The 12984-nt window shown below is 64.7% G+C and carries 11 protein-coding genes; 1 reads left to right on the forward strand and 10 read right to left on the reverse strand.

Annotated elements, in window-relative coordinates; genetic code table 11:
* Position 1: 1 nt before the first annotated feature.
* The 4 genes from FHG09_RS09270 to FHG09_RS09285 form a co-directional block, all read right to left on the reverse strand.
* The gene (locus FHG09_RS09270) at positions 2-724 is read right to left on the reverse strand and encodes a TetR/AcrR family transcriptional regulator (protein WP_193627337.1); all 723 of its coding nucleotides are present in this window, start codon (positions 722-724) and stop codon (positions 2-4) included.
* 155 nt (positions 725-879) lie between these two features.
* Positions 880-1410 carry a hypothetical protein gene (locus FHG09_RS09275; protein WP_152347375.1) on the reverse strand — a complete coding sequence of 177 codons (531 nt, stop codon included), beginning with the start codon at positions 1408-1410 and terminating at the stop codon, positions 880-882.
* Between the two features lie 149 nt (positions 1411-1559).
* Entirely contained in the window at positions 1560-2981 is a 1422-nt protein-coding gene (locus FHG09_RS09280; RefSeq protein WP_152347376.1) for an FtsX-like permease family protein, read from the reverse strand.
* Entirely contained in the window at positions 2978-3754 is a 777-nt protein-coding gene (locus tag FHG09_RS09285; RefSeq protein WP_152347377.1) for an ABC transporter ATP-binding protein, read from the reverse strand. Before FHG09_RS09285 ends, FHG09_RS09280 begins: the two co-directional genes overlap by 4 nt.
* A gap of 200 nt (positions 3755-3954) precedes the next feature.
* Here FHG09_RS09285 and FHG09_RS09290 point away from each other — a divergent pair, with 200 nt between their 5' ends.
* Positions 3955-4353: an SRPBCC family protein gene (locus FHG09_RS09290; protein WP_152347378.1), complete on the forward strand. Its 399-nt coding sequence runs from the start codon at positions 3955-3957 to the stop codon at positions 4351-4353.
* On the opposite strand, the gene FHG09_RS09295 is transcribed toward FHG09_RS09290, so the two are convergent.
* The 6 genes from FHG09_RS09295 to metG all read right to left on the reverse strand — a co-directional run bounded on the left by FHG09_RS09295 (position 4350) and on the right by metG (position 12611).
* The gene (locus tag FHG09_RS09295) at positions 4350-5948 is read right to left on the reverse strand and encodes a polysaccharide pyruvyl transferase family protein (protein WP_152347379.1); all 1599 of its coding nucleotides are present in this window, start codon (positions 5946-5948) and stop codon (positions 4350-4352) included. The genes FHG09_RS09290 and FHG09_RS09295 overlap by 4 nt on opposite strands.
* A gap of 215 nt (positions 5949-6163) precedes the next feature.
* Positions 6164-7756, reverse strand: coding sequence for a chaperonin GroEL (groL, locus tag FHG09_RS09300; RefSeq protein WP_152347380.1), 1593 nt, complete (start codon positions 7754-7756; stop codon positions 6164-6166).
* 36 nt (positions 7757-7792) lie between these two features.
* Entirely contained in the window at positions 7793-8086 is a 294-nt protein-coding gene (gene groES, locus FHG09_RS09305; protein WP_039209993.1) for a co-chaperone GroES, read from the reverse strand.
* Positions 8087-8466: 380 nt separating this feature from the next.
* Positions 8467-9675: a resuscitation-promoting factor gene (locus tag FHG09_RS09310; protein WP_152347381.1), complete on the reverse strand. Its 1209-nt coding sequence runs from the start codon at positions 9673-9675 to the stop codon at positions 8467-8469.
* Between the two features lie 219 nt (positions 9676-9894).
* Positions 9895-10896 (reverse strand): TatD family hydrolase, encoded by a 1002-nt coding sequence (locus FHG09_RS09315; RefSeq protein WP_152347382.1) that lies wholly within the window; start codon positions 10894-10896, stop codon positions 9895-9897.
* Positions 10896-12611 carry a methionine--tRNA ligase gene (metG, locus tag FHG09_RS09320; RefSeq protein ID WP_152347383.1) on the reverse strand — a complete coding sequence of 572 codons (1716 nt, stop codon included), beginning with the start codon at positions 12609-12611 and terminating at the stop codon, positions 10896-10898. Before metG ends, FHG09_RS09315 begins: the two co-directional genes overlap by 1 nt.
* Positions 12612-12984 lie beyond the last annotated feature (373 nt).

Genomic DNA, 12984 nt, shown 5'->3' on the forward strand with positions numbered 1-12984 from the left:
TTCATCTTCCTTCCGCAGCAGTCCCGGCAATACCGGTTCCGCTGTCCTCTTTTGTGATTTGTGACTGCCAGACTCCACCTGCTGGTTCTGGTTCCGACCATTGCCGCGGCTGGATACTCGATGAGCCGGCGCCGAGGCGGCTTGTCAATTCATGCAGATGGTCGATGATCACCTTGCGCGCCGCGGCCCCACTGACCTCCTCCGGCTGCCAGACCAGATGGGCGGCCAGGCCGTCGACGAGCGCATGGAGCAGGACGACTTCCCGTTCCACCTGTTCAGCGGTGACCGACTCGTCATCGGCGAGTCGGGTCACGATCGTGCGGCATCCGGCATGTACCCGTCCCCACACCTCGGCGCGGGTATCGATGAGTTTCGGATCCGTCCCTGTCGCCGCGAAAAGTGCGAGGTAGACTTCCATTTCGCTCCGCCTCTCCTCGTCGAGGGGCAGCAGTTCGACGGCGATGTCCTCCATCGACTCGAGTGGGGTGGTTCGCTCGGGCAGTGCCATGATCCGGGCATCGGCCCGATCGATGACCAATTCCATCGCGAACGCCAACAGCTGGGCCTGGCTCGCGAACACGTGACGCACCGACCCGACCGACAGGCCAGCCTCGGCGGCTACCGTCCTGACAGAGACCGCACTGATCCCCTTCTGCAGAATCACCCGCCATGCCGCTGTGGCAATCTCCTCTCGCCGTTCGGCGTGATCGATGAGTTTGGGCATATGCGGTTCTCCTCGGGTGAGCGGCAGGCCAAGCGAGCCTGACACAGGCGGGTGCGAAGTCAACTGGATGATTCCCGCTGTCCTCACGCGGGCCGGGAAGGTGTGGTGGCCGGAGCAGCCCAACCCGCGCGTCGCTGGTGTGATCAGACGGACCGTCATGCGCTCGCATCCGCGGTCGTCAACTTCGACCGGCGAGCCGATCGGTGCGCCGCGAAGAACCGACCGACCGATGGCGGGACCCAGAGCAAAACGAGCATGAAGATGTGGATGGTATCGGTCGGAATCACGATCGCCAAGAACATGCCGCCTTGGACCGCCGAGATGACGCTCAAACACGTTGCGACCACCAAATAGACGCTCAGCCCGATCCTCGCCCAGCCACGACCGCGAACGGCCTTCGGGGTGAACCAGCTGAGCACTCCGGCGCAGATGAGATGCAGCACGACGGTGTAGATCATGGCGAACCCGTAGACGAGGCTGGGATGCGCGAGGAGCCACTGACGGTTCGCAGTGTCCAGCTGCTGCCCCTGCCGCACGATTGTCGCGACGACACCGTCACGATCAATCAGCATCATCACCGGAAGAGCGAGAAGCAGAAGGATGCTGACGATCGCTCCGACGGCGAGCCATCGCATCGGCCAGGGCGCTCGGGCCGCATTCTCTTGGTGGTACGACTGTGCTTCCATGAGCGAGAAACTAACAGCAGGATGAGCGGATCGACAATCACGCGACGAACCTCATCCGTCTTGCCCGCCAATCCGTCGCAGACCCGCCTCGGCGAGGGTGCGCAACTCGGGTGCCCGCCTCGGCGAGGGTCGCCCCCTGGCCCCGAACCTCACACGGCTTCGAGCGCCCGGACGGGGCTGATCGACGTCGCCGCTCGGGCGGGTTCGCGGCTGGCGACGAACACCGCGAAGAGGGTGCCGGCGATGACGGCGGTGACGACCGCCCAGGGCACGCTCGGGGCGAAGAGGCCGAGCAGGGGCGAGAGCAGAGTCAGCGCGCCGACCCAGCCGAAGCCGATGCCCAGCGGCACGGCGACCACGCAGGCGGTCAGGCTCAGCTGCAGACCTTCGGCGGCGATCATCCTGCGCACGCGCTTCGGAGTCTGCCCGAGTGCCATGAGCAGTCCGATCTCCTGGGTGCGTTGGCGCACGGAGAGCATCAGTGTGTTCGCGACGCCGATGACGGCGATGATCACGGAGAAGAGGATGAGGGCGAGCGCGAACAGCATCGACTTGTCGATGACGGTGGCCAGCGCGTCCTCGAGGCCGCCCCATCCCTCTTCACCGAGTGATCGCGCATACCGCAGCATCTGATCGCGGAAGGTGGTCATGGCGGTGGCGAACATGACGATGAGCGTGATGCCGATGACGAGCCCGATGACCGTGCGCGCATTCCGGGTGGGATGGCGGGCGATCGTCGAGGCGGCCAACCGGGACACCGCGGTGCGCCCGCACAGCCAGCCGATCGCTGTCTGCAGGGGCGGCAGGAGCCACGGATGCCCGATGATGACGCCGAGGAAGGTCAGGCCCGACCCGAACGCCGTGATCACTACGCTCATCAGGCTGATCCGATGATCGGCGGCTCCGATCACGGCGCTGACCAGGAACGTCAGCCCCATGGACAGCAGAATCAGCGAGGCGGTGAGTCCGCCGAGTGAGGCGCGGGCATCCTCGGGCCGGCTCTCGACCGCCTGCGAGGTCGCCTCGATCGGTGAGATCCCCGTGATGCGGCGCGCGCCCAGGTACGCCGACAGCCAGGTCACGATGATGGTGGCGAGCGCGGGAACGGCCATGGTCGGGGTGAGGAGTGCGGTCTCCTCGGTGATGGCGTCGCCGAGGTAGTTCTGCGCGGCCGTCGCCAGCCCGGTCGACGCGGCGAAGGCGAGCACCGCGGCGGGAACGGAGATGATCAGCCCCTCCGCCGAGGCGGCCCTGCGCAGCCGTTTCGACGACGCCCCGATGAGGCGCAGCAGGGCGAGCTGGCGGCTGCGGCCGGCGATGATGATCGAGAACGTGTTCGCGATGACGATCGCGGAGACGAAGAGGGCGATGAGGAAGAAGGTGAACCCGACCATCGACAGCAGGCTCTGCGCGGTCTCGGATTCGGCGATGATCTTCGCCGAGGACAGCCACGCGGTCAGGATCGCGATGCCCTGCATGATCGCGGTGCCGAAGAGGGAGGCGATGAAGACGACGAGGACGCTGGGGAAGAACTGCCGCGGGTTGGTCCGGATTTCGCGCAGCGGGTTCATCGGCTCACCGCAGATTCGGCACGTTCGTCGATGTCGAGCATGGTCGCGGCGATAGCCTCGGCGCTGATGGCATCGCCCAGCTCTGTCACCGGGGTGCCGTCGGCGATGAAGATGACGCGATCGGCATGGGCGGCGACGATCGGATCGTGGGTGACGAGCACGATCGATTGACCGAAGTCGCGGACGGCGTCACGCATGATCGCCATGACTTCGCGACCGGACTTCGCGTCGAGGTTGCCGGTCGGCTCATCGGCGAAGAGGATGTCGGGGCGGGTCGCGAGCGCCCGGGCGATGGCGGTGCGCTGCTGCTGTCCGCCGGAGAGCTCATGAGGCCGGTGCTTGAGCCGGTCGTCCAGCCCCAGGCGGCGGACGACCGTGGCGATCCAGGCGCGTTCGTCGGCATTGGGTCGACGGTCGTCGAGTTCGAAGGGCAGCCGGATGTTCTCTTTGACATTGAGCGTGGGCACGAGGTTGAACGTTTGGAAGACGAATCCGATCCGGCGTCGTCGCAGGGCCGTGAGGTCGTCGTCGCGAAGCTTCGTGATCTCCTGCTCGCCGAGGCGGACCGTGCCGGAGGTGGGTCGGTCGAGGCCGGCGAGGACGTGCATGAGTGTTGATTTCCCCGAGCCCGAGGGGCCCATCACCGCGGTCAGACGGGCCGGTGCGATGTCGAGGCTGACTCCGCTGAGTGCCGTGACCGCGGCGCCTTTCGGATCGAAGACCTTCGAAACGTCGCGGAGTCGGGCGATGGGCATCGTCGGGCCGGTGGTCATAGATTCCCTCATGCGTCGGTGCAAGCTGTCGTTTCCAGACTAACGAGGATCGGCGCTCAGAAACATGAAAAGCGACTGGCCAGTAGGTGAGAGCCAGCTGTGCGACTGGAGCGGAGAGAGCTCCTCGCCGCCTGCTTGCATCGCCCGTTCGGGTCCGCCTCCCTCTGTCCCTGCAGCCCACGCTGTGGTCCACTGGGAAGATGACTCATGACGCGCTCCACCTCTCGACGTCCGTCGACGCCTCCCCCGCCGAGGTGGCTGCCTTCGCCGGGAATCCCGCGAACCTTCCGAGGTGGGCGGCGGGTCTGAGCGCGGGCATCCGGGAAGAGAACGGCCGCTGGATCACGGACTCCCCGATGGGTGAGGTCGAGGTCCGCTTCGGCCCGCACACCGACCTCGGCATCCTCGATCACGACGTGATCTTCCCCGACGGCACGGTCGTGCACAATCCGCTGCGCGTACTCGCCAACGGCACCGGCGCCGAGGTGGTCTTCACCCTGTTCCGTCCGCCAGGGGTCGATGAGGCCGAGTTCGCTCGGGACGCGGACATGGTCCGAGCCGACCTTGCTCGACTTCGCAAACAGTGCGAGGCCGACTAGTTCGCCTTGGGGACAGACCTCGGCGACACCTCGTCGAAGCGGCGGACTGTGCTCTTTGCAACGCGTCGCACACGGCGTTCGAGAGACCGCCTCCAGCCACGAACCGTGCGAGCAGCCCGGACCGAGCGCATGTTCTCCTGCTTCTCAAGCTTGGCAGTGCATGCCTGCAGTTCTCTCGTCGCTTCCTGCGCTTGTTTCTTCGCCACCGCCAGCTGACGATCGCGTTTGGCCAGCAGCAGGCCGTACTCTTCGATCGATGTCAGCCGCGCACGATTCGCGCTCGGTGCGGAGTCGAATCGGTTCTCCAGTTCCTCGGCGTGGAAGAACCCGGGAGCTGGAACGGATGAGGCACTGGGCTTCTCCCCCGAGCCGTCACCGACAGTGTGGGCCACGACGAAGTCCCACCAGTCCCCATGCTCGGCGCGACGCTGGGCGGCGCTGTCTTGCAGCGCATCGGCGATGACCTGGCGGTTTTCGGCCACCCCGGCTCCTGTCGCGACGACATCATCGATGGAGTCCACCGGGAGGACGAACTGTTCCATTCCGACGTTCTCGGCTGCTCCGCGCATTCGGATGGACGAGTAGAGGTTGGGCACAAGAGAGATGAACGGCACTGCGGCGGCGCCGGCGAAGATTCCCGCATGGTAGCGGGTGCCGATGACGAATTCAGCCCTCTCAGTCAGGGCGATGAGTTCACGAGCGGTGAGCATCCGGGTCGGTCTGACGGACACCCGACCGACCTCAGTCGCAATCTGATCATTGGTGAGCTGGTCTCGTGTCGGCGCAGCGGGCGGCAGTCCGCCGCCGTGGGGAACCAGCAGCACATTGAGCCCGGTCTCGTCGGTGAGACGTCGGGTGATGTCGACGAGGTGCGCGTGATAGGCACTGTCGGCGAGCACCGGTGACGACGCCTTCTCGGCAAAGCTGGCCAGGATGAACGGCTCCGCGGTCAGATCGTAGACAGCGCGGCGGTCTTCTTCGCGTGCTTCGAGTGAGAACGCGTCGTCGACCTGCCTGCACACTACGGCGCGTTTGCCTCCGACCTCCTTGGCGAACGTTGTCGTATAGCTCTCTCGGCTGCCGACGAACTCGGCATCGGCCAAGAACTCGTAGACGAGCTTGCGGTCCTCGTCATAGATGAGAGGGCCGAGAGTCTGGCTCGTCAGAGCATAGGGCTTGCCCAACAGCTGCGCGATCCGCCCCAGAGTCACTCGCTCATAGATGTGATGGGCGAACATCGAGTTGAGATTCCCACCGCCGGCGATGAGCACCGCGTCAGAAGCGCGCACCGCGTCGATCACTTTCAGTGCCGGATCCCCTGCTCTGAGAGAGCTTCGGCCCCCTTTGGTTTCGACATGCTCGAGCACCTTCTCCATCCGCGCGATGTTCGGCTCACGGTCACGTTTGAAGCCGATGCGCGGGATGGCATCGACCCCGTACATCTCGGCCGCGTATTCCGGCTCTCCGGCGATGAGGGTGATCTCGATGTCGGTGCGGGCGCGGAGCGCATCGATGGCCAGTTCGGTCATCGCCTCATCGCCGAGGTGGTAGAACCGACTCCAACCGACATCGCCGATCATCGTTATGCGTTTCATATCTCCCTAGGATCCGCGAGTGACGCCCCTGCTGGCGGCCTCCGCGACAATCTAGTCACGACACGTCTCACGGAGGTGAATGTCGCACGACGACCGGGTGAACAGTCGTCCTGAATGGACGGCCGCCTCGGTGAGGGTGAATGCACGAGTGGCCCGGAACTTCATGTTCCGGGCCACTGGTGTGGGTCAGAGGTGACTCAGTCCGAGCGGATGGCTCAGTCCTCGTCCTCCTCTTCCTTCTTCTCGACGACCAGGGTCTCGGTGGTGAGAACCAGGGCGGCGATCGAAGCGGCATTGCGCAGTGCCGAGCGGGTGACCTTGACGGGGTCGATGATTCCGGCCCCGATGAGGTCGCCGTAGTCACCGATTGCGGCGTTGTAGCCCTGGCCCGACTCGAGGTCGGTCACCTTGGCGACGACGACGTAACCGTCCTGGCCTGCGTTCTCGGCAATCCAGCGCAGCGGCTGGACGACTCCGCGCTTGACGATGTCGGCACCGGTGAGTGCGTCACCGGACAGACCGAGGTCGTTGCCGTCGAGGACCTTCGCGGCGTGGATCAGAGCCGATCCACCACCGGCGACGACGCCCTCCTCGATGGCGGCACGAGTAGCGGACACAGCGTCTTCGACGCGGTGCTTGCGCTCCTTGAGCTCCACCTCGGTGGCGGCGCCGACCTTGATGACGGCGACTCCGCCGGAGAGCTTGGCCAAGCGCTCCTGCAGCTTCTCGCGGTCCCAGTCGGAATCGGTGTTCTCGACCTCGGCGCGGATCTGAGCGACACGACCGGCAACAGCATCGTCGGCACCTGCACCATCGATGATCGTGGTGTTGTCCTTGGTGACGGTGATGGTGCGGGCGTTGCCGAGCTCTTCCAGGGTCACCTGGTCGAGCTTCATGCCCATGTCCGGGGTGACGACCTGGCCGCCGGTGAGGACGGCGAGGTCTTCGAGGATGGCCTTGCGGCGGTCACCGAAGCCAGGAGCCTTGACGGCGGCGACGTTGATGATTCCGCGCAGCTTGTTGACGACCAGGGTCGACAGAGCCTCGCCCTCGATGTCCTCAGCGATGATGAACAGCGGCTTGCCGGCCTGCTGCACCTTCTCGAGGACGGGCAGGAGCTCCTGGATGTTGGAGATCTTGCCCTGGTTGATGAGGATGAGTGCGTCGGAGAGCACAGCCTCCTGACGATCGGCATCGGTCACGAAGTGCGGCGACAGGAAGCCCTTGTCGAACTGCATTCCTTCGGTGATCTCGAGCTCGACCGATGCGGCCTGGGACTCGTCGATCGTGATGACGCCGTCCTTGCCGACCTTGTCGAAGGCATCGGCGATGAGTTTGCCGATCTCTTCCGACTGGGCGGACAGTCCGGCGACGTGCGCGATCTCCGAGGAGTCGGCGACGTCGCGGGCGATGGTGCCCAGCTGCTCCGAGACGGCCTCGACGGCGGTCTCGATTCCGCGCTTGAGCTGACCGGGTGCGGCACCTGCGGCGACGTTGCGCAGTCCTTCGTTGACGAAGGCCTGAGCGAGAACTGTCGCGGTGGTGGTTCCGTCACCGGCGATGTCGTTGGTCTTGGTGGCGACTTCCTTGGCCAGCTGTGCGCCGAGGTTCTCGTACGGATCGTCGACCTCGACCTCACGGGCGATGGTCACACCATCGTTCGTGATCGTGGGAGCGCCCCACTTCTTGTCGAGCACGACGTTGCGACCCTTCGGTCCCAGCGTCACCTTGACGGTGTCGGCCAGGGTGTTGACACCCTTTTCGAGTGCACGACGAGCTTCGTCGTTGAATTCCAATGATTTAGGCATTCGTCCTCCTGTCAGTGAAGTAGTCGTTCAGGGGATTCAGCCGATGACTGCGAGCACGTCGCGAGCCGAGAGCACGAGGAACTCTTCGCCTGCGTACTTGACTTCGGTGCCTCCGTACTTGGAGTAGATGACCTTGTCGCCGACGGCGACGTCGACCGGCACGCGGTTTCCGTTGTCAGCAACGCGGCCCGGGCCGACTGCGACAACTTCGCCTTCCTGAGGCTTTTCCTTGGCGGTTTCGGGAATGACCAGACCACTGGCGGTAGTCTGTTCTGCTTCGACCTGACGGATGACAATCCGATCTTCGAGTGGCTTGATGGAGACCGACATATCGGGCCCTCTCCCTTCGCTGGGTTCTTCTTCATCGAGTCAGACGGCGGCTTCTGCCATGAACCTCTCGTCGTCGCGGGTGCCGAGCGATTCGACCGTCTCATGAAACTGGCACTCAATGAGTGCTAGTGCTAATTCGACTCTAGAACGCTCTTAGCACTCGGTCAACTTGAGTGCCAGCAATTCGTCATGCTCTGGGCGAAAGTTCAGACTGGGTGGCAAAAAGCGCGGGCCCCGAGGATCTCTCCTCGGGGCCCGCGCTCCTTGCTGACCGCCTCAGCTCAGTTGTCGATATCTGTTGTCAATGGCGGCCAGAGCTCGTTGCCGATCAGGCGACCGACCGGCGCTTGCCGATCCGGTGCCCTAGAAGCGGCAGCTGATCAGGCGCAGGTCCACTGGCCCCAGCCAGCCTCGGCCTGGAGCTTCTTCGCACGCTGGAACTGCTCCTGCGGGCTGGCGTCGGACGGGTTGCCGCTGCCCCCCATGGAGTGCCAGGTCTGCGGAAGGAACTGGAACAGACCGAAGTGGGTGCCGTTCGAGGCCTTGGGGTCGAACTGCGACTCGCACTCGACCACCTGGTACCACTTGGAACCGGGCCCTCCGAGCATGTCCTTGATCTCCTGGGTGCTCATGGAGCCGCCGCTGGAGCCGGAGCCGCCGCCGGTGCTCGAGTCACCGGAGTCGCCCGAACCGGAGTCACCGGAGTCACCGGAATCGGAGCCGCCGGTGTCAGCCGGTTCTTCCTTCTTCTTGGTGCCCTGGACGACGACCTTGGTCTTGGGTTCGGAGAGGACCTTCTCGTCCTTCTTCTCCTTCTTGACCTCTTCGCCGTTGATCGTCTTGACCTTGTAGGTGACCTGCTTCTGGCCGTCCTTGCCTTCGGCCTCGACCTTGGTCTCGCCTTCAAAGAGGGAATCGGACTTCTTGGTCTCGACCTCGGCCTTGATGGCCTGCTTGTCCTTGACGGTGTCGTTCTTCACGCGGTTGACGGTCAGCACCTGGCCGTCGGAGACCTCGGCGGACATCGGGACGGACAGGAAGTCGTCCTTGTCGAGCTTGACGCCCGTGTCCTTGAGCGCTTCCTTCGCGGTGCCAACAGCGGCCGAGACCTTGTGGTCCTTGCCATCGGCGACGACGGTGAGGTCCTTCGACGTGGTCACGTCGATGTCATTGCCCTCGTCCTTCAGCCGCTGGCTGGCCTTCGCGTTGAGGTCGGCGCCCTTCGCGTCCACGCCGAGGTCGGCCAGAGCCTGACCCACGGTGTTCGCGTTGGTCCATTCGTTCGTGTCCTTGCCATCGACTGACAGCGCGACCTTCTTCGCCGTGTTGACGGTGATCGTCATGTCACGGTCGACCTTGGTGCCCACACCGGGCTTGACGTGGTCGCGCTTATCGACATCGATCTCGTGGCTGTCGAGGATGTCCCCGACGGTTCCACCGAAGGTCCGGATCTCCTCGGCCTGTCCGTTGACCTCCAAGGTCACAGGCTTGTTCATGGTCACGACAGCGCCCGTACCACCGACGAGTCCGGTGATCACGACCGCCTGTGCAGCGATCTGAACCTTACGGTTCTTCAGAAAATCAATCACAAAAATATCCCTGAGCAGAGTTTATCGACCTGTTCACTGTAACCGATTCGTTACACGCTCCGCAAAATATCACGGAAATGTAACGGTGTGAGTTTCCTGAGGGCGCGTCTGACCTGGAGTTCCCCCGTGATTCGGGGGCATTCCCGATCGTGACATTTCCTCGCCGAGGCGGCCCTGCGTCCCGTTACCTCGCTCACAGAACGAAGGACTGAACCCCGCTCAGTCCCAGCTGCCGAGGGCTCGCTCCGCGTTGTTCCAGACGGCAGCGCAGAGATCCTCTTCGCTCATCCCGCGCACGTCGGCGAGCTTCCGCGCCGTGATCGCGGTGAGGTAGGGACCTCCCGGCTTCCCGCGATGCGGGTGCGGCGTGAGGAAGGGTGCATCGGTCTCCGTCAGCAGCAGCTCCAGAGGAGCGGAAGCCGCCGCCCGCCGCAGCTCATCGGCGTTCTTGAACGTGAGGTTGCCGGCAAACGACATGTAATAGCCCTCGGCCGCACATTCGCGGGCCATCGCTTCGTCACCGGAGTAGCAGTGGAAGATCGTGACCTCGGGGGCGCCTTCCTCCTTGAGGATGCGCAGCACATCCGCGTGTGCCTCCCGGTCGTGGATCTGCAGGGCGCGTCCGGTGCGCTTGGCGATCTCGATATGGGCACGGAAAGAACGCTGCTGTTCGGCGACGCCCTCTTCTCCTGTGCGGAAGTAATCGAGTCCGGTCTCCCCCACCACGCGCATGCGCTCGTGCGAGGACACGAGCGATTCGATCTCGGTGAGCGCATCGTCGAGCAGGCCCCTCTCGGCCAGCCGCGGGGCTTCGTTCGGGTGGAGGGCGACCCCGCCGATCATCCAGGTGCGCCCGCCTGCGGGAGAAGCGGGCACGGTTCGGTGGCCGTCCGCCTCGGCGAGAGATCCCACTTCCGTGGCCGCCTCGGCGGGGGTGCCTGAATATTGGGAAGCGACGAGCTCGGTCGTCCACCGGGCTGCCGGGAGGTCACAGCCGATCTGGACGATGCGACGGACCCCCGCCTCGGCGGCGGTGTCATGGAAGAGATCCAGCGACGGGAACTCTTCGTCCGCGTCGGGGGTCACTTCGGGTTCGGGTTCACCGGCACCCAGCGGCAGCCGCACACCCGTGCAGATGTCGAGGTGGGTGTGGGTGTCGACGATGGGGTGAGCGAGCGGTTCGGGCACCGGTGGATAGGTTCCGGCGGCGCGCGAAGCCATTATTCGGTCTCCTCCACGAACTTCGGGAACACGGGTTCGGGTTTCGGCAGGGGTGTGCCCGGCTCGAGCGGGAATTCGACGGCCGCGAAAGACCGGGGATCGGCCTCGGCGGCGGCGATGCCGTCGGCAGCGGCCTCGGCGACGTTCGGAGCCAGGGCGGCCGAAGCGTAGGCGGCACCGGCGGCGACGCCGATGGCCGCACTCGCGGACACGGCTCCCATCGCCTCGGCGCCGGACCCGGAATCGACGGCGGTCGGCAGGACCTTAGCACCGGCCTCACCGACGCCGGCGGGCACACCGAGGAGGTCGAGGATCTTGCCCGCGGATCCGGGCATGACCGGCTGGATGAGGATGGAGATGATGCGCACGACCTCGATCGTCACCCACAGCACGGTGGCCATGCGGTCGGGATCGGTCTTCTTCAGCTTCCACGGCTCCTGCGCGGAGAAGTAGCGGTTGGCCTCCGAGAGCACCTTCCAGCAGGCCTCGACATAGAGGTGGAGGGCCTGGGTGTCGACGTGGCGCCGGGCGGCGTCGGGCACGGCACGGGCGAGGGCGAGGAGCTTCTCGTCCGCCTCGGTGAGAACGCCGGGCTGCGGCACTTGGGCGTCGCAGTTCTTCTGGATCATCGACAGCGAACGCTGGGCGAGGTTGCCGTATTCGTTGGCGAGGTCGGAGTTCTTGCGGGTGATGATCGAGTCCTTCGTGTACGAGCCGTCATGGCCGTAGGAGAACTCGCGGAAGAGGAAGAAGCGCAGGGTGTCCAGGCCGAAAGCGTCGACGAGGTCGAGGGGGTCGACGACGTTGCCGACGGACTTCGACATCTTCTCACCGGCGTTGAAGAGGAAGCCGTGGGCGTGGACGCGCTTCGGCAGCTCGATGCCGGCGCTCATGAGGAAGGCGGGCCAATAGACCGAGTGGAAGCGGATGATGTCCTTGCCGATGATGTGGACGTCGGCGGGCCACCACTTCGCGAACTTCTCTTCGTCGTCCGGGAAGCCGGCGGCGGTGAGGTAGTTCGTCAGGGCATCGATCCACACGTACATCACGTGTTTGTCGTTGCCGGGCACCGGCACACCCCAGTCGAAGGTGGTGCGGGAGACCGAGAGATCCTTGAGCCCGGAGGCGACGAAGGAGGCGATCTCGTTGCGGCGGGAGTCCGGGCCGATGAACTCGGGGTGGTTCTTGTACAGCTCGAGCAGCTTGTCCTGGTACTTCGAGAGGCGGAAGAAGTAGGACTCCTCTTCCGTCCAGGTCACCTCGGTGCGGGTCTCCTTGGACAGGCGCACGCCGTCGACGACCTCGGTCTCGTCCTCAGTGTAGAAGGCCTCGTCGCGCACGGAGTACCAGCCGGAGTATGTGTCGAGGTAGATGTCGCCGGCCTCTTCGAGCTTGCGCCAGATGGCCTGCGACGCGGTGTAGTGGTCTTCGTCGGTGGTGCGGATGAACCGGTCGAAGGTCGAGCCGAGCGCGAGCTGGGTATCGCGGAAGTTCTTCGCGTTGTCGTCAGCGAGCTCTTTGGGGGTGATGCCGAGCTTGTTCGCCGCCTGCAGCATCTTCAGCCCGTGCTCGTCCGTGCCGGTGCAGAAGAAGACATCGTGATTGTCCAGTCGCTTGAACCGGGCGATCGTGTCGGCCGCAATGTACTCATAGGCATGCCCGATGTGAATGGCCCCGTTGGGGTAGGCAATCGCTGTCGTCAAGTAGTAACCCATAGGGAACTCAGTCTAAGGGACGCCGCCGCGCAGGCGCGCATGAGCCCGTGGGGGTGGGACTGAGGGCAGTGCGTGTGGGTGGGTACGGTGCGGGCAGGCGCTGGACTGCGGCGCAGGCGGCGCGCACGGCCTCGGCGGGGAGTCTGCAACGCCAGTCTCTGTTTGGGTACGGGTTTCTCTGAAATGCTCACTGATCAACCTGAGCATTTCAGAGAGAAGTGCACCATTCGCGGCCGTGTTCCCCGAACATTTCGTTCCCCGGCCTTACCTCACCCACCTCCATGCATTCCGGTTGCCTCCTTTGACCCTCCCTGTACTCCAACTGCGAAGTGTTGCGCTCCAGCACCGAGCCACCGATTCCGATCGTGGATTG

Source organism: Brevibacterium sp. CFH 10365 (assembly GCF_009299785.1).
GTDB lineage: Bacteria > Actinomycetota > Actinomycetes > Actinomycetales > Brevibacteriaceae > Brevibacterium > Brevibacterium limosum.

Bases quoted from the DNA above. Each gene is read 5' to 3' on its own strand.
- FHG09_RS09315 (WP_152347382.1), bottom strand. From the start codon at position 10,896: ATGGCTTCGCGCGCCGCCGGAACCTATCCACCGGTGCCCGAACCGCTC.
- FHG09_RS09290 (WP_152347378.1), top strand. From the start codon at position 3,955: ATGACTCATGACGCGCTCCACCTCTCGACGTCCGTCGACGCCTCCCCC.
- groL (WP_152347380.1), bottom strand. From the start codon at position 7,756: ATGCCTAAATCATTGGAATTCAACGACGAAGCTCGTCGTGCACTCGAA.
- metG (WP_152347383.1), bottom strand. From the start codon at position 12,611: ATGGGTTACTACTTGACGACAGCGATTGCCTACCCCAACGGGGCCATT.
- FHG09_RS09295 (WP_152347379.1), bottom strand. From the start codon at position 5,948: ATGAAACGCATAACGATGATCGGCGATGTCGGTTGGAGTCGGTTCTAC.
- FHG09_RS09275 (WP_152347375.1), bottom strand. From the start codon at position 1,410: ATGGAAGCACAGTCGTACCACCAAGAGAATGCGGCCCGAGCGCCCTGG.
- groES (WP_039209993.1), bottom strand. From the start codon at position 8,086: ATGTCGGTCTCCATCAAGCCACTCGAAGATCGGATTGTCATCCGTCAG.
- FHG09_RS09270 (WP_193627337.1), bottom strand. From the start codon at position 724: ATGCCCAAACTCATCGATCACGCCGAACGGCGAGAGGAGATTGCCACA.
- FHG09_RS09285 (WP_152347377.1), bottom strand. From the start codon at position 3,754: ATGACCACCGGCCCGACGATGCCCATCGCCCGACTCCGCGACGTTTCG.
- FHG09_RS09280 (WP_152347376.1), bottom strand. From the start codon at position 2,981: ATGAACCCGCTGCGCGAAATCCGGACCAACCCGCGGCAGTTCTTCCCC.